Source organism: Enterococcus devriesei, from assembly GCF_001885905.1.
Taxonomy (GTDB): domain Bacteria; phylum Bacillota; class Bacilli; order Lactobacillales; family Enterococcaceae; genus Enterococcus_A; species Enterococcus_A devriesei.
The window spans coordinates 398,411-420,872 of the sequence record NZ_JXKM01000001.1 but is presented as its reverse complement, the minus strand read 5'-3'; the positions used below and the strand labels follow the sequence as shown (position 1 = coordinate 420,872).

At 37.4% G+C, this 22,462-nt stretch carries 16 protein-coding genes; all 16 read right to left on the bottom strand.

Translation table 11 applies throughout. From position 1 onward, the window contains the following. Positions 1-2,547: 2,547 nt before the first annotated feature. The 16 genes from RV00_RS01900 to map all read right to left on the bottom strand — a co-directional run bounded on the left by RV00_RS01900 (position 2,548) and on the right by map (position 22,403). Complete coding sequence (locus RV00_RS01900; RefSeq protein ID WP_071860907.1) at positions 2,548-3,639, bottom strand: EpsG family protein; 1,092 nt, start codon at positions 3,637-3,639, stop codon at positions 2,548-2,550. A 19-nt stretch (positions 3,640-3,658) separates the two neighbouring features. Beyond that, the gene (locus RV00_RS01895) at positions 3,659-5,797 is read right to left on the bottom strand and encodes a glycosyltransferase family 2 protein (protein WP_071860906.1); all 2,139 of its coding nucleotides are present in this window, start codon (positions 5,795-5,797) and stop codon (positions 3,659-3,661) included. A gap of 14 nt (positions 5,798-5,811) precedes the next feature. Next, a complete protein-coding gene (locus RV00_RS01890; protein WP_071860905.1) occupies positions 5,812-8,979 on the bottom strand; it encodes a glycosyltransferase in 3,168 nt (1,055 codons plus the stop codon). After that, positions 8,976-10,181, bottom strand: coding sequence for an ABC transporter ATP-binding protein (locus RV00_RS01885; RefSeq protein ID WP_071860904.1), 1,206 nt, complete (start codon positions 10,179-10,181; stop codon positions 8,976-8,978). The genes RV00_RS01890 and RV00_RS01885 overlap by 4 nt, the downstream gene beginning before the upstream one ends. 13 nt (positions 10,182-10,194) lie before the next feature. Next, positions 10,195-11,001: an ABC transporter permease gene (locus RV00_RS01880; protein WP_071860903.1), complete on the bottom strand. Its 807-nt coding sequence runs from the start codon at positions 10,999-11,001 to the stop codon at positions 10,195-10,197. A 133-nt stretch (positions 11,002-11,134) separates the two neighbouring features. Further along, positions 11,135-13,252 carry a DUF7657 domain-containing protein gene (locus RV00_RS01875; RefSeq protein WP_071860902.1) on the bottom strand — a complete coding sequence of 706 codons (2,118 nt, stop codon included), beginning with the start codon at positions 13,250-13,252 and terminating at the stop codon, positions 11,135-11,137. Next, positions 13,221-14,081 carry a glycosyltransferase gene (locus tag RV00_RS01870; protein ID WP_071860901.1) on the bottom strand — a complete coding sequence of 287 codons (861 nt, stop codon included), beginning with the start codon at positions 14,079-14,081 and terminating at the stop codon, positions 13,221-13,223. The genes RV00_RS01875 and RV00_RS01870 overlap by 32 nt, the downstream gene beginning before the upstream one ends. Before the next feature lie 20 nt (positions 14,082-14,101). Further along, positions 14,102-14,947 (bottom strand): dTDP-4-dehydrorhamnose reductase, encoded by an 846-nt coding sequence (rfbD, locus tag RV00_RS01865; RefSeq protein WP_071860900.1) that lies wholly within the window; start codon positions 14,945-14,947, stop codon positions 14,102-14,104. A 373-nt stretch (positions 14,948-15,320) separates the two neighbouring features. Continuing rightward, positions 15,321-16,349: a dTDP-glucose 4,6-dehydratase gene (rfbB, locus tag RV00_RS01860; RefSeq protein ID WP_071860899.1), complete on the bottom strand. Its 1,029-nt coding sequence runs from the start codon at positions 16,347-16,349 to the stop codon at positions 15,321-15,323. 12 nt (positions 16,350-16,361) lie between these two features. Beyond that, positions 16,362-16,934: a dTDP-4-dehydrorhamnose 3,5-epimerase gene (gene rfbC, locus RV00_RS01855; RefSeq protein WP_211272361.1), complete on the bottom strand. Its 573-nt coding sequence runs from the start codon at positions 16,932-16,934 to the stop codon at positions 16,362-16,364. A gap of 10 nt (positions 16,935-16,944) precedes the next feature. Further along, positions 16,945-17,814, bottom strand: coding sequence for a glucose-1-phosphate thymidylyltransferase RfbA (gene rfbA / locus RV00_RS01850; protein ID WP_071860897.1), 870 nt, complete (start codon positions 17,812-17,814; stop codon positions 16,945-16,947). 108 nt (positions 17,815-17,922) lie between these two features. Continuing rightward, the gene (locus RV00_RS01845) at positions 17,923-18,660 is read right to left on the bottom strand and encodes a glycosyltransferase (protein WP_071860896.1); all 738 of its coding nucleotides are present in this window, start codon (positions 18,658-18,660) and stop codon (positions 17,923-17,925) included. A gap of 15 nt (positions 18,661-18,675) precedes the next feature. After that, positions 18,676-19,470, bottom strand: coding sequence for a glycosyltransferase family protein (locus RV00_RS01840; protein ID WP_071860895.1), 795 nt, complete (start codon positions 19,468-19,470; stop codon positions 18,676-18,678). A gap of 15 nt (positions 19,471-19,485) precedes the next feature. Further along, positions 19,486-20,604: a glycosyltransferase family 4 protein gene (locus RV00_RS01835; protein ID WP_071860894.1), complete on the bottom strand. Its 1,119-nt coding sequence runs from the start codon at positions 20,602-20,604 to the stop codon at positions 19,486-19,488. Positions 20,605-20,693: 89 nt separating this feature from the next. Further along, complete coding sequence (locus tag RV00_RS01830; RefSeq protein ID WP_071860893.1) at positions 20,694-21,623, bottom strand: YihY/virulence factor BrkB family protein; 930 nt, start codon at positions 21,621-21,623, stop codon at positions 20,694-20,696. Between the two features lie 15 nt (positions 21,624-21,638). Then, on the bottom strand, positions 21,639-22,403 hold the full coding sequence (gene map, locus RV00_RS01825) for a type I methionyl aminopeptidase (RefSeq protein ID WP_071860892.1): 765 nt from the start codon (positions 22,401-22,403) through the stop codon (positions 21,639-21,641). Positions 22,404-22,462 lie beyond the last annotated feature (59 nt).

The window sequence follows — 22,462 nt, the reverse complement described above, 5'->3', positions numbered from 1 at the left end:
ATAGTGGCGATACCAACCGGTTACTCGATAGGTGCGTTGATACATTCCCTTTGTTGAACTTCCTTTATTAAAATTGAAATCTTTCCAAATTGTCCAATTGTTCTTCGTAACTGTAATGTATTGATTGGTTCCGTTCCATTTTCCACCTTGATTATTTACTATCTGAGCTGCGCCTTCATTCAAATACCCCAGCCATTTACCTTTATTGTCATAAACAGATAAATATTTTGATCCGTTATAGTGGCGATACCAACCGGTTACTCGATAGGTGCGTTGATACATTCCCTTTGTTGAACTTCCTTTATTAAAATTGAAATCTTTCCAAATTGTCCAATTGTTCTTCGTAACTGTAATGTATTGATTGGTTCCGTTCCATTTTCCACCTTGATTATTTACTATCTGAGCTGCGCCTTCATTCAAATACCCCAGCCATTTACCTTTATTGTCATAAACAGATAAATATTTTGATCCGTTATAGTGGCGATACCAACCGGTTACTCGATAGGTGCGTTGATACATTCCCTTTGTTGAACTTCCTTTATTAAAATTGAAATCTTTCCAAATTGTCCAATTGTTCTTCGTAACTGTAATGTATTGATTGGTTCCGTTCCATTTTCCACCTTGATTATTTACTACCTGAGTGCCATCCTTATTCAAGTATCCCAGCCATTTACCTTTACTATCATAAACAGAAAAATATTTCGAACCATTGAAATGATGATAATACCCCGTTACTCGATAGGTACGTTGATATAAATTTTTAGTTGAACTTCCTTTACTAAAATTGAAATCACTCCAGATTGTCCAATTATTTTTTGTAATGGTTACATATTGGTTAGTTCCGTACCAAAGGCCTCCAGGAGAAGAAACAACCTGCGCTCCGCNTTTCCACCTTGATTATTTACTACCTGAGTGCCATCCTTATTCAAGTATCCCAGCCATTTACCTTTACTATCATAAACAGAAAAATATTTCGAACCATTGAAATGATGATAATACCCCGTTACTCGATAGGTACGTTGATATAAATTTTTAGTTGAACTTCCTTTACTAAAATTGAAATCACTCCAGATTGTCCAATTATTTTTTGTAATGGTTACATATTGGTTAGTTCCGTACCAAAGGCCTCCAGGAGAAGAAACAACCTGCGCTCCGCCTTCATTCAAATAACCTTGCCAAATGCCTTTACTATCATATACTGACAGATATTTCGCACCATTGAAGTGATGATAATAACCTGTTACTCGATAGGTACGTTGATACAAGTTTTTAGTTGAACTTCCTTTGCTAAAATTAAAGCCATTCCAGATTGTCCAATCATTTTTAGTGATAGTTATATACTGATTTGTTTGATGCCATATCCCTCCTTGATTTCCAGCTTTACTTATCGACTCTTCTTCCACAATTCCCGTAAATGTTCCAGTATTATCGTAAAGTGAATAATACTTCTTTCCGTTGAAATGATAATACCATTCCTTAACATTAAATGTTTTCTCAAAAATTGAGGTGGTTGTACCCAGTTCCTCTAATTCGATATTCTTAAAAATTTTCTGATCATCTTTTACGACGGAATAATAATCATTGACTGAATGTTTCTTCCCAGATGGATCATTTGTTGTTTCAATTGCAGATGCTTCAATAATTCCAACCAATCGATCTGATGAATCCTTTAAAACATAGTATATTTTGCCATCATAATGATTATAATATCCTTCAATTTTGAATGTACGATTAACTAAATCTTTTGTTGTTCCTATTTCATGGAAATCCTCAGAGAACAGCTTCGCATCATTTGAAGTAATGCTAGCGTATTGCTCTTTTGCTGGATACAGCTTACCTGCTTGACTTTCAACTATTTCTGCACTAGTCGCGTCGATATAGCCAATCGTTTCTTCTGGGCTAAAAAGTTGATAATACTGCGTCCCATCATCAGCTACAGTTTCGTGAGCAGCAAATGTTTTTTGATATTTCTCATTATTGTCTTGTATCTGTTCGCCGTCTATCTCCTCTAACAAAACATAATTTTCATTTGAAATTGTAATAAAGAATTTTTCTACAGCAGGAGTTGCTTTTATACTGGGTTCCCTCTTACCTTGAGAAAATTCTTCGCTACTAACAGTTGTTTTAGGAGCTTCCATCACAGAAGCTGCTGAATCAACTGATTCGCTTGTACCGTTTTCATTACTAGAGGAAATAAGTCCACTTGAACTTAATAGACTACTAGATTCCACCGACTGAACACTTTCTGTTGAAACACTATCAGCTGTAGTATTACTTTCGGAATATTTAAAACCTAACAATGGTAGACCCAAGAGTACGAATAAACAAAAAACTCGAATCATTCTTCCTTTTTTCATAACGAACATTAAATAATCAAATTTGACTATTTAACTACCCTCCCAACACATTTTAATCTATTTATAAACATATTATCATAAAATGTTGAAAAAGCTTCTCAATAAACAAAAATGACCTTCAAATGGGGGATTTCCTCTCCATTTGAAGGTCTGTAAATATATTTTAAGGCGTGTATTGAATTGACCTTCTCTAAAAAATCAAATTTCCTTGGAAAAAAGGCCAGAAAACTGCCGCTGGAAATCTTGAATAGATGAAGAACCAAAAATAATAAAGAACGAACATCAGTAATGTAACAAAATATAACACTTTTACTAATCTAGGAAGGCTAGTAGAAAAAACTTTTGAAAAATAAATATAGTGAATAATAAGTACCGTTCGAATAACACGATCATAACTAACTGAGATAGAAATAAGCGGCAAAACAATCATTAAGATGCTATCTAACTTTAACATAAGATCAGACATAGCATTGTATTGTGTAACTTGCTTAATTGATCGCCGATAAACTACCTTTTCTTGGCTATCTTGATAATGATTCAGAATCAATCCGGTCACGATTGTTAAAGCAAACAGCATCAACAAATAAATTGCATATGCTCGTAATTCAGCATGATCTGTGAGAAGTTCTGGATTCAAATATCGATCGATCTTATTACTTAAAAATGGCAGAATACTAGCTAAAAATTTCAATAGATTAAAAATATTTCCCATCAAAGCCAACGAAAATGCGATAAATAGCGGCATAATGACCTTCCAGCTTAGCAAGTAAGTAATTAGTAATAAAAAGAAAAAGTAAGCTGAATAGTGGAACAGACTAGCTACAAAAATACCGATTATATAGAGTAGAATATTTTTCACATTCCGTTTTAGTAATAATGGTATAAGCGCCGTGATAATACAAGCAGATAAAAAACTTCTTACCTGAGCTGCATCCATTAAATAAGGGAAGATAAAATATAAAGAAATCACTATTCCTGGATATCTCGTATTTCTTATTATCGTATATATTACTAATGCCAAACAAGCACCGATTAAAATCGCAAAGAAAACTTGGAAGCTCAAACCAAGCTTTCCCGCCGCTAACTGCAAGTGTGTATATCCCCACTCTTCGTTATACTTTAGAGGATTTGCATACATCCTCTGATATTGAGCCCGATCAACAATAGTATTATTGAAAGACATACCAATCCATAAAAATACACCTGAAATAATCGTCATGTATTTATTACGATTAAATATCAAATTGACCAAAATAATCAAACCACTGATTACGTACATCATAATTTAGTCCTCACCTTTTTTATTCAACACGAACGGTAAAATTCCCCGTTCCCCGAGTCAAGTTGGGATTGTAAAATGGATCATGTTTGATATATTCAGGCCATTTTTTTTGAAGTAATTTTTTTTCACCCTCAAAACGCTGAATTTTTTCTGCCGTATTTTCATAACCACGAGTCTTTGACTCAAAATGATACAAAGTAGCCTGATGTGCCCAGATATTTACACGTCCAAGTTCATATACTTTCAAGCATAGATCCACATCGTTAAAGGCTACTACAAATTCTTCATCAAAGCCACCCACTACCTCAAAATCAGCTTTTCTAAGCATGACGCATGCTGCAGTTACAGCCATATAGTCATTATCCAAATATAAGCGCCCAAAATAGCCCAAGTCGCCTTTGGGAAAATAATGATGTCCATGTCCGGCGATACCGCCGAGCCCCATCACGATTCCCGCATGCTGGATCGTATTATCAGGATAATATAATTTAGCACCCACACAGCCAACACGTTGGAACTGTGCATAAGACACCATAATCGTCATCCAATCAGGATTGATCACTTCAGTATCATTATTTAAAAATAACAAATATTTGCCTTTAGCACTTTCAGCAGCGATATTGTTGATCCGCGAAAAGTTGAATGGAATATTGATGCGCTGAACGATAAATCGGTCTCCGAGCTTTGCTTGATACTCTTGGTATAAAGTTTCGATTGCCTCTTCATCCGAGCCATTGTCAGCAATAATGATCTCATAATTTGGGTATGTGGTCTTTTCAATGATTGAGTCCACGCAAGCCTTTAAAACGTCTGAACCATTTTTAGTCGGAATAATAATGCTAACTTTTTCTTCCTCTAGCACATCGTAACGAATATCATAAAAACCTGAGGCGATCCCTTTGGAAACCTTCCCTGAGAGTTTTCTTCTGACTAAAGTATCTCTTAAAGCCATTAATCCAGCCTCTCCAGCATAATCTTTTTCACCCTGTTTCTTCGCAGTTGAACCTGGGAGCGCACGCCAATGATACAAAATCTCAGGAATATGACAAATCTGATTTTCGTTAATTTTCTCGACAAAACGTAAAACTAAATCATAATCTTGCGCACCCTCAAAACCAACTCTAAAACCAGAAAGCTCGTTTACTAAATCTCGATCATAAACACCTAAATGAGAGATGTAATTAGTGCCCATTAACAAGTCAGGTGCCCAATCAGGTTTGAAGGCGGGCTCGAATCTTTTTCCATTTTCATCGATTTTATCTTCATCAGAATAAATCAATTTCAAATCAGGATTCTTATTTAACGCTTCGGCAACACGGAACAAAGCTAAAGGTGAAAGTACATCATCATTGTCCATTAATGCAACAAAGTTTCCTGTTGCCAAGGCTAAGGCAACGTTACTTGCTTTACTAATATGACCATTTTCTGTACTGTACACGACTTTAATCCGTTCGTCATTCTTAGCGATCTTTGCTAAAAACTCTTTTAACTCGCTTGAAGTAGAGGCATCATCACAGATACACAATTCCCAATTAGGGTAAACTTGCTTAAACAATGAGTCGATCGCTTCTGAAAGCCAACGCACTTCTACGTTATAAACTGGCATGATCACAGAAATCAAAGGCTTTTGCTTTAATTCGTTGACGCGGCTTTCGAAAGCTGAAAAATCATCTGTCTCGTTTTTTAATATCCAGGCACGATATTCATCACCACCAATTCTTTTTTCTAATTGATAGCGTTGCAAAGTGCTTTTGATACCATTTTTACGTAGATAGTTCAATCCTTTTTTTACTTTGGCAACCTTTAGTTGCGTTGGCGTTTCAGTACCAATTTCTAGTTTATACATTTTATTCATTTTTAAGGAATAAGTTTTCTTTGCTTGTCCTGATAAGAAATTGATCGGTAACGTCCCTTTTATTTTCCCAGCTACTTTAATTTCAAATCCGCAATTTTCTTCATTCGGAACTTCAAATAATGTATTAACATCCATTCGATAAAGTCTTTGTATTGAAACGTCATTTTGATATTGATCATCTACAATAATTTCTGGCGATTGCTTAAATTTCTGGTTCAATGTCCAGCCAGTCATAGTAATCGCGCCAGTCTTTCCATTTTTGATAACACTATCGACTGTGATTTTTATATCATTGCTGCTCATCAAAAGTTCCTCCGCTAATTCTCTAATAAACTAACCGGTTGTCCATAAGGATCCAGCAATTCTTCTTCCGTCCATTTTTTCTTTAATTGATCTAGATTGATTCCAGCTTGCTCGAACTTCATCGTTCGTCTTACCTTTGTATAAGAAGTGTAAACTACTTGTTTGTTTAATTGGGCAATTTTAAGTGAAAAATCAATCCAAGAAACTTCCGTTGGCAGCGTCAAATCAAAACCATCAACTGCGTCAAAATCTGCTTTACTGAATAAGGCGCATCCTCCTGATATCGCTTGAATATTCCTTGGTAATGCAATACGGTAATAGTAACCTAGATTCTTTTCTGGCGCGCCAACTTCAGGAGAAATAATCTGATTTTTAGCTAAATCAAGTGAGATCCCAATATTTTCAATTTTATTATTCATGTCAATGATCTTACCAGTAGTTAGTCCTACTGAAGATAATTGACCGTAGTTCAGCAGCTCTTCAATCCATTTCGCATTTTGAGGAACCAACTCTTTATCTAAAACAATCAGGTATTTCCCTTTTGCTTGAGCAATCGTTTGATTCAAATCACCTTCAACAAATCTCAAGCGCATATTACTATCAATCATTTTTTTATTATGATGAAGCACTTCATAATTTTGATAATGGGTACGACTCAAAAGTTTTTTTATGTTCTCTTGTTCATGTTTGGATTCTTCCGGAATGATCACAGAAACAAATGGTTGATTATCAAAGTCATAATTTACTTGGTAGCAACCGAAAAATTCAGCAATTTTAACCGATCCTTTCATCCCACGTCTTTCCAACGCTGCTTCCAACGTTCGCTTACCTGCAACATAAGCATAATTTTTACTCTCCGGATTCAATGCCGTTGATGAATCAATGGCTCTCCAATGGTACAAAATTTTACGTACATGATGTATTTTATGAGCAGCTTCGGTTGCCCGTAAAACAAAATCATAGTCTTGACTACCATTAAATTCTGTTTTCAAGCCGCCAACTTTTCGCTGTAATTCACGTTTTATCACCACAAAATGAGTAATGTAGTTGTGTTGCATAAGCAAGACCGGATTCCAATCAGGTTTAAAGAAAGCATCATACCGTTTACCCTCTTGATTCATTTTATCCTCATCGGTATAAAAGAAATCGATTGATTGATCTTTGTTCAAAGCTTTGACGATTTCATACAAGGCATTAGGAGCCAGCTCATCATCATTATCCATAAAACCAATATATTCACCCGTAGCAATCTCTAAAGCTGAATTTGTCGCTTCTGAAATATGTCCATTTTTTTCACGAAAAACGAGCTTGATCCGACCATCTTCAGTTGCATATTTTTTTAATAACGGTTTGATGTATTCTTTGGGGGAGGCGTCATCCGCTAGACAGAGTTCCCAATTACTATAAAATTGATTCTTTAAAGAGGAGATACAAGCATCTAACCATCTTTCTTCGACATTATACACTGGCACAACGATGGAAATCTTGGGTTGAAAAGTAAAGCCGGCAATCTCTTCTTCAATCGTTGCTTGATTAAATACCTCATTTTTCGCGATCCAATTTTCGTAGGCATTTTGTTGCTGCGAGCGTTTTAGAATATGATTCGCCGTGCCCATAATGCCGCGATGCTTAATCGAGCTGGCAAATTTTCTTGCCTTACTTTGTTTTTTGATTGGCAAATAGGAAGCATTCTCAGCATCAATCACTACACCATAGGTTGTTTGAGTCGCAGAGGTCAAAATTAAATCAAATGATTTCCGTCTACTTGGATCATAAATATCAATTTCAAATCCCAGCTGCTCATTCTCTAAATCAAATTGCTCAGCCACATCTGGACGGTCAATCACTCTACTACTGACAAGCGGACTATTATCAGCCGCAACATCAAATGTAAAGGGTTGGTGATCCTGGTTATCAAATGCCCAACCTTTGATTGTCGTAGTCTGCGATTTCTTCTTGTGTTTTACTTCATCTATACTAAAAGAAACCTCGTGTACAAATTTCTTTAATGGTGTCTTATTAAAATCAACTTGATTGGTAAGCACTTGGTTGTAACGCTGAACCAAATTTTCTTTTTCAGAATTGAATGATTGGTAAGCCATCATAAGTTTATTTAATTCTAAGTAGTATTGTCCCTGGAAGTCATAAGTAAGGTTAATCGATACTTCTTTTCCGGCAACCTCTTTTCCACTAACGGTTAAGTAGGCTGGAGCCATGTTAGTAAACAAATACTTATTATCATCAGAAAAAACAGCACTGGATGTTAATGTCTCTAGCTCTTGATCATTAGATTCGGCGTAGAAGGAAATTACACCACCCAAATTTTCTGGGAATGGGTAAAATAGAACTTTGTCAACGTCTGTTGGAATTTCTAAAGAAAAGACACTATTCTCATTCGTATAAGAATTAATTTTTTTAACTTCTTCCTCTACACGATCCGTAAACTGATAGACAATTCTCAATGATTTAATAAAGTTATGGTTTTCCAAAACAGCGATCTCAGGTTTCTCTACAGGATGTTTCTTCAGCGCAAAGAAATATTGATACACTTCGCCGTAAGGACGCATTCTAAAGGCATAATGCAATTCTAGTGGTAGATCTTCGTAATGAGCAGAAAGCTCATTATTACCCACCTCATTGAAAGTAAAGTCTTCTCGTTGGATAAACAACCCCACCTCATTAAAGACCTTTTCGAAACCGGCTTGGGTAAAGAATGTTTTATGGGTTGCATCAAGAAGACCATACTTCGTCCATTCCAATTTATTATTGAACAAATTGATCAAAACCGAGTTATGGGCAATATTAGGAAATGTGACCAAAATCTCACCGTCATCTTTTAAAAATTTTTTAACCACTTCCAGCGTTTTTTGGGGATCTAATAAATGTTCCAAAACATCAGCAAAAAGAATGTAATCAAACTTTTTCCCTTCGAAATGTTTCGTCCATTCATATTCTTCAATATTGCCATAAAAGCTATCGGTAGCAATTTGGCTGACATAGTCATATAGTTCTTTATCTAACTCAACAATCGAAACCTCGCATTTTTTCTTTCCCATCAAATGCTTAGTCATCCGACCATTACCAGGACCAAATTCTAAAATATGCGTTCCTTCTTTAATATGAGCAGCAATTTTACCGACACTCGTCGATTCGTCTATGTCCATTTCAAAATCGTATTTCATAATTTCCCTTTCCATTCATGATCTAAGATTACGATACCTTCACCACTATATCGACCACTGATAAACATGTTGATATATTTCGTTTTATAAACCAATGGTACGGTTGCGTGCTCTTCAAAAAAAGCTACATCAAAATAATATTCACCAGTCAACAGAGACATCTTCCCGTATTCGATGTAAAAAGTATTTTTGCCTTTTTTAAAGGGAATTTCCACATTATCAAGTAACGTATTCAAGCCACAGACATAATGATTATCAACCGTTCGAATTGCTACCCCTAAAACAGGATTTTTAATCGAATCATCCATAACAGTATAATCGATCTTTACTATTACTTTTTGATCTTGTTCTACTATATCTAATTTTTCCAAACTTTCATTTAATAAGACCGCCGAATCCACTTCAACGATATCAGGAATGGATTGTTCTTTTTCTCGTGATTTTTCACGGTCAACGGTTTTAATAGACTTTTTCTTTAAAAAGTTTTCATAATTCGTGGAGACGCTCATTGTGTCTCCCTCTTCTACAACGGCACCATTTTTTAACCAATAAACACGATCACAGAAGCGTCGAACCGAATTAATATCATGAGATACAAATAGGATCGTTTTACCCGAATTTTTGATCTCGGTAAATTTTTCCATACACTTCAATTGAAATTCAAGGTCCCCTACAGCTAAAGCCTCATCAACAATCAAAATATCAGGATCAACATTTATCGCTACTGCAAAAGCCAAACGGACAAACATCCCACTTGAATAGGTCTTAACTGGTTGATAGATATGGTCTCCAATATCAGCAAAATCAATGATGTCATCCACCATCTCACCAATCTCTTCTCTAGTAAACCCTAAAACCATTCCATTTAAAAAAATGTTTTCATAGCCCGAATATTCCGGATTAAAACCTGAGCCTAACTCTAATAACGCCGAAATTTTGCCTTCGATATTCATTTCACCACTAGTTGGTGTTAATACTCCGGTAATAATTTTCAACATGGTAGATTTTCCCGAACCGTTTTCCCCAATAAAACCGATCATCTCACCTTTTTTTATATCCATATTCACATCATTCAAAGCATAAAAAACATCATGATAACTCTTTTTTTTAGGACTCAAAGCTTCTTTGAAACGATCAGAAGGCTTTGAATACATATTATACGTCTTTGTAATGTGACTCATCTGAATTGCATAATCTGACATAATCGTTTGCTCCTTATAGTACATCTGAGAAATGTGGTCTCAAACGTTTAAATATCATCGCTCCAACTAAAAGCATTCCTAAAGTAAATACCCAAAAGTAGATACTCATTTTCCAATGTTCAAAAAACCAGCCCTCACTTAGAAATGATTCGCGGTATCCTTGAACTACATAAAATAAAGGATTCAATTTTAACACCGAAACAATTCTAGGTGAAAAAGCGCTGGGACTCCACAATATCGGCAGCGTCCACATAACTGTTTGTAAAAAGATATTAATTATTTGCATGACGTCTGGAAAGAATGGTTGCACTGAAGAAGTAATCCAAGTCAGCCCAGTAAGAAATGCACACAGACAGAAAATATAATAAAATAGTTGCAACGTGTGAGCAGTTGGAAAAAATCCATTAGCTGCTGATACAATTAATGTAATCAAAATAAAAAATAAGTGTGTATATAAGTTCGCTAATACCTTAGTAGTTGGTAAAATGCGAATATTAAATACCACCTTCTTGACTAAATAAGAGTATTCCCTAAAAACATTGGTTGAAGTCATAATCGTATCTGAAAAGAAAAACCAAGGAACCATCCCTGTAATTAGAAAGACAATAAATGGATATTTTCCATCCGTCAAGCCTGCTTTCAATCCAAAGCCAAAAACAAACCAATACGTTAACACGGTAACAAGTGGGTTAACAAACGCCCAAAGTACTCCGAAAAAGGAGCCAGCATAACGTGCTTTAAAATCGTTAATTGAAAACTGAAAAACTAATTTTCGATTTTGAATTATTTCTCTTGTAAAAGATAGTAAACTTCTCATAATTATATAAACCCTTCTATTATGTTATTCTGCAATACGTAAATCAACATTCCAATTTTACATAAACTAAAATAAAAAAGCAAGAAAGCACCAAAAACTCTTGGCTTCTCCTTGCTTCTTACAAATCTCTTTAGAATTAATAAGTTGGTTGATTATATCCATCATAATTTGGAATATAATTTTGGTTACTATCAAAGCCCTCCTGAGTGTACGTTTGAGAATTATCGATTGGAGGGATCGATTTAGGATCTACATAATAATTATAATGTACTTGGAATATACTGTAATTGTCAGGAGATCGATCACTTACGATTGTAAAGGAAATATTATCAATATTATAAACTGATAGGTCTCTTCGGCTAATAATATATTTCACGCCAAGTTTTTCCAACATTTTAGGATTGAGACTTGCTACAAAGCTATCTGCAGTCACTAATTTAAGACTCGTAGGTTCTCCCGTTACTTTGGCTTTTACATGAGCGTATCGATTATAAATTTCCTCTTCCTTCCCATCTGGAAAAATTTCTTTCCAAGTTTTGATGTCGGGAGTAAACATTACTGTATTGAAACTTTTCACACCTAGCGCGGGAGTAAAGTTATACAAACTATCTTCAGATACCCAAAGTTGATTGGGATCTTTTTTTTCTATTTTTCTAATTTCAGTCGCTAAAGCCTTACCATATAAGGCACTTGTCCCTTGATTAATTGGATTGACCGTAAAACCTGTATAACCAATCAATACAAGTAGACCTAAACTAAATAGTAGCTTCTGCCTGAACAGAGCTAGTAACATTAAAAGTAGCAAACCGGCAACTGACAAGAAAATTTCAGTATTGCTTAGGTATTTGACTAACTCAGTATTTCTGATGATTATATAATAGAAAATTGAAAGTAACGCAGGAACTGTAATCTTGATTACTATTGGAATAAGATTTCTACTTCTCCAAACAAGACCAATGAACCAAAAGGAAAGAAGCATTGCAGCGTAACTAAATACCTGTACAGCACGATAATTAGGAACGTAAGATAGTAATGATATTTTGGCTAAGGGAACCGGCAGACCAATAAATAACCAAGCCAACATCATCAAACAAAACAGCATTAAGCTAACACCTATAGCATTTTCTTTAAGCCACTCACGCTTATTCGATTGCTTGCCTAACAGGAAGGGACTTAGCACTAAGACCAACGGAAAAATATTGTAAAATGAGCTTAATTCGTTCATATTCAACAAACTATCACTATCTTTAAAGGGAAGTTTCCAGTTCGTGAAGTAATAAAATAATTGCTCAAACTCGAAATGACCACCCGTACTGACCCGTTTTCCTGGATATAGCGTCCCTAAAGTAGTCGCCAAATCATCTTTAGATATTAAATAGAAATGGCCTAAACAAACTATTACTAGGACGACTGCACTGCCGATAATTAAAATGTCGGACCGATTCATACGGGATCTACCCTTGAAATGAATCAATGTCGCGAGCCAGAAGAACAATAGTAAATAGCCAAAAGTTACTTGATGCGCTGGATACAAAACTAGGATGAAACCGATACCCAATATTGCACACGATAAAGCATTCAAAAATTTCAGCAGAACTGAATCCTGATGTTTAAAATACTGATAGAAGAAGACCATCAATCCTAATGAATAAAAAACTAAATCTCCCAAATGTTGCATAAACCACCACTGAACGCCTGATGAAAAAGAAATGGCAATAGCGCCAACAAAAGCAAGATATTTATTTTTCTTCGTTAAAATCATGATTAATTCAAAGGCAAGTAAAATCATACTGATGAGCTTAAATCCCCAATACCAGGAAAATCCTTGATCCCTATTCAAAAAAAGAAATCCCCAATTAAATGGTTTACCGATAACAGTCAAGTCTTTCACTGGAGCATTATAAGCAATGATCATGTTCTGACCATTAGGAGAAAAGGAATCATTATGAACAGGAAACCCTTTTTCTGTCTGCGACCCATAAAATGGTGTTTGAACCATCCATTCATCACTTCTGATAATTCGACTCTTTCCTAACAGTACAGTATTCTTTTTTCCATGATCTTGGTCGTGTAGCTGTCCATTCCAATTTGTAATAGAGCTACCATTCAAACGAAAAAAGATTATTAGAAATAGTGCAATAACAGCAAGTACGAATCGTAATTTTATTATTACATCCAAAATATAAAGGAGCGGATTCTTTTTTTCATTTTTTTGGTAATCATCAGCCGTTCTCTTTTGTGCTCTGCTTTCCATCTTTTCCTCCCAAAAATAAAAAAATAAATGTGCGTTGTGCATATCTAAATTTTCCAGTCACTAATTGTTTCGCCCCGCGAAGGAATAATTGCTGACGATATTTGAAAAATAAATTTGTTGCATATAAAGAATAATAACATTTTTCTGCTTGCAAGATTGTCTGATAGCGAAAAAAATTCATGTGTTCTGCATAATTAAGCACTGATAGCTGATGCTGAAGTTCTACTTTTAAAACCCTTACCTCTTTTCCTTCTGCAAAAATCCGCCAGCTTAGCCAATGATCCAAATAGTCCAGTGAGAATTCTAAATTGTAGCCGCCGATTTTTTTTAAGAAGCCGGTACGCAAAGCAGTTGCTGAATTAATCACCATAATATCACTGGAATATGTTTGGTTGCCTTGAGGTAATGCACTATGTAACGGCCGCAGAGTATCACTGCGAACCGGTGAAATCTGCTGGTCCTGATCTTTTATGATCGGTGCAATCGCTACGGTCGAGTCGGAAACTTTGGCGGAGCAAGAGATTAGTTCGTTTAAATAGTCACCAGTCAGCGTGGTATCTTGGTCTAAGGTAACCAGCCAAGCTATCTCTTCCTTACTTTCTTCCAGCGCTCGATTATACGCTCTGGCCAAGCCAACATTTTCTTTGCTGTGATAATACGCGAAGCGTTGGTCTAAACCTTGTGGCTCACTTGCTTTTTGACTATTGTCAAAAATTAAAACTTCTCGTATCTCAGGAAAAGCTTCTGAGGCAAGAAGTTTATTCAAGCTTATAATCGTTGACGATTCAGAGAATGTTATATTGTAAAGTACCACGACCATTTTAAACATACTTCTCACCTCGAGCTTTCTTATTGTTTCGCTTCTAGTTCAAGAAAGCTTGCTAAAGCTTCTTGCCAGGTTGGGATTTCAAAGCCTAGCGCTTTGGCTTTTTCTAAGTCCATGATTGAATATTGAGGACGAGTAGCTTTTTGCGGATATTCTGCCGAAGTTACTGGCGCTACCTCTACATCTGTATCTTTCAAAATTTCTTTGGCAAACTCATACCAAGAACAACTATTTTCATTGGACAAATGATAAACGCCGAATGGTGCTTTTTCTTCGATCACATACGTCATGAATTCTGCCAATGTCCGTGTCCAAGTTGGACGACCAAATTGATCATTCACAACGGTTAAACGATCGTGCGTCTTCGCCAAATTTTGCATGGTATAAATGAAGTTATGCCCATAAATACCAAAGACCCAGGAAGTACGGATGATATAATAATCCTCCATAATTTCTTGTACGGCTTTTTCGCCTAAAAGCTTGGTCCGGCCATACTCACTTAGCGGGTTGGTAGCGTCATCGACCTGATACATACCCTCTTTTTTTGTCCCGTCAAAGACATAGTCCGTACTGATATAAATCAATGTTGAACCTGCTGCTTTGGCTGCTTCAGCCACATTTCGTGTGCCATCGACATTGATTTTTTCATCTAACGCTTTGCCTTCATCCTCCGCTTTGTCAACGGCGGTGTAGGCTGCACAATGATAAATGATTTCTGGCTTCATATCGGTGATGAATTTATATGTACCTTCTTTGTCGGTAATATCTAACTCATCCGCATCGGTTGAAACATACTCGATTTTCTTTTCATCCAGCAAATGACGCAGCTCTGTACCTAATTGTCCGTGACCACCTGTAATTAAGATCATCTAAATCTACTCCTTACTTCTATATAAAGTTTGTATCCTTGCGCTAATAAATGAACCTATTTTCAGCTTCAGTTCGCGTATTATTTTTCTAGTGACGGTAGATATGAAGCAAAACTGGCAGCTTATTCCTTTTAAGAATGAACTTTTTCAAAAAGCGAAAAAGTTCAATTGATTCTCATTTCGCATACCATTTTTCTAATCCTGCTAAAGCGCGAAGCAAAACTGACAGCTCATTCCTTTATAAGAATGAACTTTTTCAAAAGGCGAAAAAGTTCGATTGATTCTCATTTCGCATACCATTTTTCTAATCCCGCTAAAGCGCGAAGAAAAACTGGCAAAAAAGGCAGGTTAGACCTGCCTGATTTAGTTTGGATTATTGGCCGTTTTTGGCGTAATTGGTTTCAACTGCTTCTTTTTCTGCACGCCACCAATCTTCGTGTTCGCTATACCATTTGATCGTATCTTTCATACCTGCGCGAAAGTTGGTGAACTCTGGGGTCCAGCCTAGTTCTTCACGAAGCTTGGTTGAATCGATAGCGTAACGCAGATCGTGTCCGGCACGATCCTTCACGTGATCGTATGCGTCTTTTGGTTGGCCCATCTCTTCTAAGATGATCTCCATTACGGTCTTATTGTCTTCTTCGCCATCGGCTCCGATTAAATAGGTTTCGCCGATTCTGCCTTTAGTCAAAATTGCCCAAACGGCAGAAGAATGATCATTCGTATGGATCCAGTCACGTACATTTTTGCCATCGCCATAAAGTTTTGGTCGAATACCACTTAGAATATTCGTGATTTGGCGAGGAATAAATTTTTCGATATGTTGATATGGTCCGTAATTGTTGGAGCAGTTTGAGATCGTTGCTTGTAAGCCGAATGAACGGACCCACGCCTTGACTAACAAATCTGAACCAGCCTTTGTTGATGAATAGGGACTTGAAGGGTTATAAGGTGTTTCGGCTGTGAATTTTTCACCCTCACCTTCGCCATGTCCAGGCAAATCTTCTCGTAGCGGAAGATCACCATAAACTTCATCGGTCGATACATGGTGGTAGCGGACGTTGTTTTTACGACACGCTTCAATCAATGTATAGGTTCCAATAATATTAGTTTGCACAAATGGGAATGGATCTTTCAATGAATTATCATTATGAGATTCTGCTGCGTAGTGTACAACTGCATCCGTCTTTTGGACTAAACGCTCGACTAACTCTGGATCAGCGATATCTCCGACGACTAATTCCACTCGATCTTCAGGTAATCCAGCAAGATTTTCTTTGTTGCCAGCGTAAGTTAATTTGTCTAAGACTGTCACATGGATCTCTGGATGATTATTGACAACATAATGAACGAAGTTTGACCCGATAAAGCCTGCCCCGCCAGTTACGATAATATTTTTCATCTAATTCTCTCCTTAAATCTCACCATATACGAAAGGATTTTCAGCTTCAAATTCTTTCAAGGTTGGTTGTTTCGCGTCTTTTTCTGAAGTAATGGCTTTTTCAATGTCAATCGGCCAATCAATCGCTAAATCTGGATCGGCAAATGAGATGCCTCCATCGGCTGCCGCGTCATAATAATTGTCGCATTTATACATGAAGTTCACATCCGGTGTCAAGGTCACAAAACCATGAGCATAACCACGAGGAACAAGTAATTGACGATGATTGTGTTCTGACAAGATATAGCCTTCCCACTCACCATAAGTTGGGCTGCCTTTTCGAATATCCACGATCACATCAAGTACGGCGCCTGTGACTACTCTAATCAATTTTGTTTGGGCTGATTGGCCTTTTTGAAAATGTAAGCCCCGAAGTACACCTGGTTGCGTCGAAAGTGAATGATTGTCCTGAATAAAATCAAAATCAATGCCGGCTGCTTTAAAATCTTCTACTGAAAAGCTTTCCGTGAAGAAGCCACGATGATCACCAAATACAGCGGGTTCGATAATTTTTACATCTTTAAGCTTGGTTTCTGTTACTTTAATTTTTCCCATTCTAATCCTCTTCTGCTAAACGTAATAAGTATTGTCCGTATTGATTTTTCTTCAACGGTTGCGCCAATTCAACTAATTGTTCTTTAGTAATATAGCCCATCCGATAAGAAATTTCTTCTAAACAAGCGACTTTCAAGTTTTGACGTTTTTCGATTGTCGAGATAAAGGTCGATGCTTCTAATAATGATTCATGGGTGCCGGTATCTAACCAAGCAAAGCCACGACTCATGACTTCAACAGATAATTTATTGCGTTTCAAATATTCTTTGTTAACGTCGGTGATCTCTAATTCCCCACGTTCAGAAGGTTGAATATTTTTCGCAATCTCTACAACTTCATTGTCATAGAAATACAAACCTGTTACAGCGTAATGTGATTTTGGTTGTTCGGGTTTTTCTTCAATGGAAACAGCCCGCATCTCTTCGTCAAATTCTACAACGCCGAAACGTTCTGGGTCGTTGACGTGATAGCCAAAGACAGTCGCGCCTTCGGTTTTCTTAGCCGCCCGTTGCAGCATCCGTGATAAACCGTCGCCATAATAAATATTATCGCCTAAAACTAAGCAGACGCTATCGTCACCGATAAATTCTTCACCAATGATAAAGGCTTGCGCCAATCCATCAGGGCTTGCTTGAACCGCGTATTCGATGTGGATACCTAATTCATGACCATCACCAAATAGATTTTCAAATCTCGGTGTGTCTTGTGGTGTTGAGATGATCAAGATTTCATTGATTCCCGCTAACATTAAGGTTGACATTGGGTAATAGATCATCGGTTTGTCATAGACTGGCATTAATTGTTTCGACGTTGCTTTGGTTAATGGGTACAAACGAGTGCCACTGCCCCCAGCTAAAATAATTCCTTTCATAGTTACGCTCCTTGTTGAAAATGTAATAGCTTGCTTTATACAAAAGCATCCTTTCAGATGCACACGAACACATTATACCTGATGTTCAGTAACAGAAGAATCCTTTTGCTATTTTTTTTTGATTTCTTTTATTCTTTTTCTCACCAACTGCAACGCATTCCAGCGCCATTTAAATTGTTGAATTCGTGAGGCGGTCGTTTTAATCTCTGAAGCATTCAGGCCATGACGGCGGTAATAGACTAATTGATCTGGGATAAAAACCACACCATGATGATAATCCGCCAACAAGCCGATCCACATATCATGCATCGGCACATCCGGTGGAATCGGTAAAATCGTCGTTTTTAAGTCTGAACGAAAGGCCATACCCGCTCCAATGTAGCTGCTCTTTAAAAGATTATGCCAAAAGCCGGAGTGCGTTTTACGCATCGCTTGATAAGACGGCACCAGCACTTCAAAATCGTTGTCTACAATGATCAAGTCGGAAACGACCACTTGGGTTGTTGAATTTTCAAAAAGCGGCAAGGTCTTTTCAACTTTATCCAGCTGCCAAACATCATCTTGATCACTTAAAAAAATAATCGGGTTGCTACTTTGCTGAATAGCGTTGGCAAAATTACCGATCAAGCCCTGTCCTTGGTTTTGAAAAAGCTTAATTCTAGTATCGCTTTTTTGCAAATCTAATAAAAATTCCCACGTCCCATCAGTTGAATGGTCGTCGGAAATAATCAACTCATCATTAGTAGAAAGCTGTGGGAATATGCTGTTCAGTTGTTCTTCAATAAAGTGGCGTCCATTGTATGTCGCCATACAAACGGAAACCCGCATTGCGGACTGCTTGTGCATACCCTACCTCCCGATTTAGAAAAATTCCCAGCCCCATTTTTGAAAATATTTTCCCATGGACTGTAAAAAGATAAAAAATAATTTGCGGCTCTTAACCGCTCCTCGTTCGTACAAATGAACGACGGAAAATTGTGGGCTGTACAGAGCCTTATAGCCTGCCGCTTCCATTTTACGACATAGATCATTGTCCTCAAAATACATAAAATAGCGCTCATCAAAGCCTTTGATCTGATTGAACTTCGCTAGATCAACCACCATGAAGCTGCCGGAGATCATCCGCACATAGCTATCCTGATCATTTGGCAAATCACGGCATTCAAAGGTCGCTAATCGTTTTTGAAAGCTCTTTTTGACAAACTTAAAGGGAATAAACCGCAATATATAATCAAAGACGTCTAAATGGTTACGAATCAAATATTGGGTCGTCCCGTCTTGATTTAAGATTTTCGGTGCCAATAAGCCACAGTCTGTATGCTGGGCTAGATGAGCAACCATTTTGTTTAAATGATTCTCAGACAAAATAATATCTGGGTTAAAAATAATTCCATAACCTTCGGCAGCTAACAGATTGGCATTGTGGCCGAAGCCAAAGCCTTTATTTTCTGGATAAAAGGTGATCGTCACAAAAGAATAGGCTAGATATTTTTCTAAGCGTTCTCGATAATCTGCTTCAGAAGCATTATCAAAAATTTTAATTTGGATCGCTGAAGCATCACCAATTGTCGTGATCAAGGCATCCAAGCTCATAAAAATCTTATCGCTATTATGGGTCACGATGCTGACAGTCACATCATTCTTTTCATTACTCATAAAGGACGTCAACACTCATTTCTTGAAATATTTGTGCAACACTTGGCTACGGTATTCTTTGTTTCCGAAAAAGCGGAAGCTCTTAGTAATAAAACTATATTTTTCACTGATTAAACCAATCAGCTCTAGCAAAAAGGCAAAGGCGAAGACCATTGCCGCAATCAACACGATCGTTCCAAGCCGGCTAGTATAGTTCAATAGTAGCGCTACAAAGGAGAATAAGATTGCAATTCCATAAATGGTCAAAACTGCACCACGATGGGTAAAACCTAAGTTTAACAGACGATGATGCAAGTGCTGTTTATCCGCAACAGAGATTGGCATATTCTTGGCTTTTCTTCTGACCATTGCAAAAAAGGTATCCGTTACCGGCACTCCTAGAATGATCAAAGGTGTGATCAATGAGATAAAAGTAACATTTTTCAACCCTTGCAGCGTTAAGACTGCGATCATAAAGCCTAAAAACAAAGCCCCTGTATCCCCCAGATAAATCTTGGCAGGATGGAAATTATATGGAAAGAACCCTAAAATACTTGCAACTAAACAAAAAATTGCTAACGAAATAAAGACTTGCGAAGAATGCAAGAAGAAATAACCGATCACTCCGATCGTCGTCAGCCCAATGATAGAAACACCAGAGGCCAGCCCATCGAGACCATCGATTAAATTCACCGCATTCGTAATCCCGAAAATCCAAAACACTGTCACAGGCAAACTCAACCATTCAAGATTGATTCGGCCAAGTAGAGGCGCCGTAAAAAAGTCAAAGCGGATTCCAGCAAAATAATAAATAATAAGTGCAGCAATTAAAATCCCCAAACTTTTTTGTCGTGGCGTTAGCTCAAATTTGTCATCTAATAATCCTGTGATCACGATCACCAGTCCACCGAGTAAAATTTTGCTGATGTAGCCAAAAGGAATCACACCGCGAAATAAAACAAGGGAAGAAATCGCGAAGGTGATAAAAATAGGCAAGCCGCCAGCACTAGGCATTGGCACTTGATTCATTCGGCGGGCATTGGGATTATCCACTAGTCCAGTCTGGACTGAAATAATTTTAAAGATCGGGGTTAAGATCAACGCGATCAAAAACGTTAAAACGTATTTAATGATCAGCCCGAAGGATACTAACATACTGCCACCTGCCTTTTTTCTAAAAATTATTATAACGGATTGCAGCTTCATTACAAGGTTCTATCTGAAACTTACAAAAAAGCTTGAACTTATTTTTTCTTTCTTTTTTTGATAACGCGTGTTTTTAGTTTGTTAAACCATTTATTGACTCGGTTAGAACCTTCTACCACTTCTTCACCTGTTCGATATTCTTCTAAGGTCACATTCAATACGCCACCTAAAATAATAATCGTCGCAGCAAAATTCAGCCAGAACATCAAGACGATAAAACTTCCGATGATTTGATAACCAGAAACTCGTTGAGCAAACGTTTGCGCGTACAAGCTAAAACCTTGAGCCAGAACAATCCAGCCAACTGTGGCAAAAATCGTCCCTGGAAGTGCATATTTGATCCGGACATGTGCATTTGGAATAACGACATATAAACCGCCTAAAATAACTAATAATCCAATTAAAGTAACTGGCCAGCGCAATGTCAAAAAGGTATCAATAATACCCGGTGAAAAATTCAGTAATTGCTGTAAAGCGTCTAAGATCACTTGTCCCGCACTGAAAAATAAAGCGACAGCAATAATCGCCATCATCAACACACCGACGATCCCCACCGAAACGATCCGGCTAATCACGAAATTTCCGCGGTCCTCCACACCATACGCTCTATTTAACGCCGTTTGGAGGGCATTGATACCGCGACTCGATGACCATAATGCGGCCAAGACCGAGATTGATAGCATTCCTCCCGAAGTATTTTCCAATAGACCCGTGATCGCCGGCTTTAGAAAACTAAAAACATTCGGTGGGATTGCTTCACTTAAATATGGCAAGACCGTCTCTGGGGTAACATTAAAATACGGCAGTAAATTCCCAACAATAATCAGTATCGGGAAAAAGGACAGCAACAAATAATAGGCAACTACCACGGAGCGGTCGCCTATTTCTGTTTCTGCCAAATGTTTTTGGATCGATTGGATAAAATCCATTAGTTTCTTATTTTCTTTAATCTTATCTATTGGTCCCATAACATCCTCGTCGTCCTAATAAGTTCCTTCTTCACCTTGTGAAGTCAAAATTTTTGGACCTTCTTTAGTAATTGCTAAAGTGTGTTCGTATTGTGCACTCCAACCACCATCTTTGGTGTAAGCTGTCCAGCCATTAGGGTCCATCTTCATTTGCCAAACGCCGGTATTAATCATCGGTTCGATGGTGATAACCATGCCTTCTCTTAAACGTAACCCTTTACCTGCTACTCCGTAATGAGGAATTGCTGGCTCTTCATGAATCGTTGGCCCAATGCCATGTCCGACAAAATCGCGAACAACTGAAAAGCCTTCGCCTTCAGCATAGGTTTGGATCGCATGACCAATATCTCCGATTCGGTTTCCTACTTGTGCTTGTTCAATCCCTAGATACAACGCTTTTTTGGTGACTTCCATTAAGCGTTCGATCTCAGGTGAAACCTCTCCCACCGCATAAGACCAGCAAGAATCGGACATCGCGCCTTTATATTCCACACACATATCGACCTTAATCAAATCGCCCTTTTTCAATGGCTTCTTGCGGGGAAATCCGTGACAAATTTCGTCGTTGATGCTGCAGCAAGTCGCGTATTCATAGCCTTCAAAACCGATTTGTGCGGCAATTCCGCCGTGACTTTCAATAAAGTCTTTGACAAATTTTTCAATTTCCATACTGGTCACACCAGGTTTAATAAAATCACGTAAATGACGATGTACGTCTGCTAATAATTCGCCAGACTCGTCCATCATTTCGATTTCACGGGGTGATTTTAATGTAATCATGTTCTCGTCTCCTTAAATGTAGTCATTTTTTCTGGTGAAAAAATGAGGTGGATGTTTCT

Bases quoted from the DNA above. Each gene is read 5' to 3' on its own strand.
- RV00_RS01900 (WP_071860907.1), bottom strand. From the start codon at position 3,639: ATGATGTACGTAATCAGTGGTTTGATTATTTTGGTCAATTTGATATTT.
- RV00_RS01895 (WP_071860906.1), bottom strand. From the start codon at position 5,797: ATGAGCAGCAATGATATAAAAATCACAGTCGATAGTGTTATCAAAAAT.
- RV00_RS01890 (WP_071860905.1), bottom strand. From the start codon at position 8,979: ATGAAATACGATTTTGAAATGGACATAGACGAATCGACGAGTGTCGGT.
- RV00_RS01885 (WP_071860904.1), bottom strand. From the start codon at position 10,181: ATGTCAGATTATGCAATTCAGATGAGTCACATTACAAAGACGTATAAT.
- RV00_RS01875 (WP_071860902.1), bottom strand. From the start codon at position 13,252: ATGGAAAGCAGAGCACAAAAGAGAACGGCTGATGATTACCAAAAAAAT.
- RV00_RS01870 (WP_071860901.1), bottom strand. From the start codon at position 14,081: ATGTTTAAAATGGTCGTGGTACTTTACAATATAACATTCTCTGAATCG.
- rfbD (WP_071860900.1), bottom strand. From the start codon at position 14,947: ATGATCTTAATTACAGGTGGTCACGGACAATTAGGTACAGAGCTGCGT.
- rfbB (WP_071860899.1), bottom strand. From the start codon at position 16,349: ATGAAAAATATTATCGTAACTGGCGGGGCAGGCTTTATCGGGTCAAAC.
- rfbA (WP_071860897.1), bottom strand. From the start codon at position 17,814: ATGAAAGGAATTATTTTAGCTGGGGGCAGTGGCACTCGTTTGTACCCA.
- RV00_RS01845 (WP_071860896.1), bottom strand. From the start codon at position 18,660: ATGCACAAGCAGTCCGCAATGCGGGTTTCCGTTTGTATGGCGACATAC.
- RV00_RS01840 (WP_071860895.1), bottom strand. From the start codon at position 19,470: ATGAGTAATGAAAAGAATGATGTGACTGTCAGCATCGTGACCCATAAT.
- RV00_RS01835 (WP_071860894.1), bottom strand. From the start codon at position 20,604: ATGTTAGTATCCTTCGGGCTGATCATTAAATACGTTTTAACGTTTTTG.
- RV00_RS01830 (WP_071860893.1), bottom strand. From the start codon at position 21,623: ATGGGACCAATAGATAAGATTAAAGAAAATAAGAAACTAATGGATTTT.
- map (WP_071860892.1), bottom strand. From the start codon at position 22,403: ATGATTACATTAAAATCACCCCGTGAAATCGAAATGATGGACGAGTCT.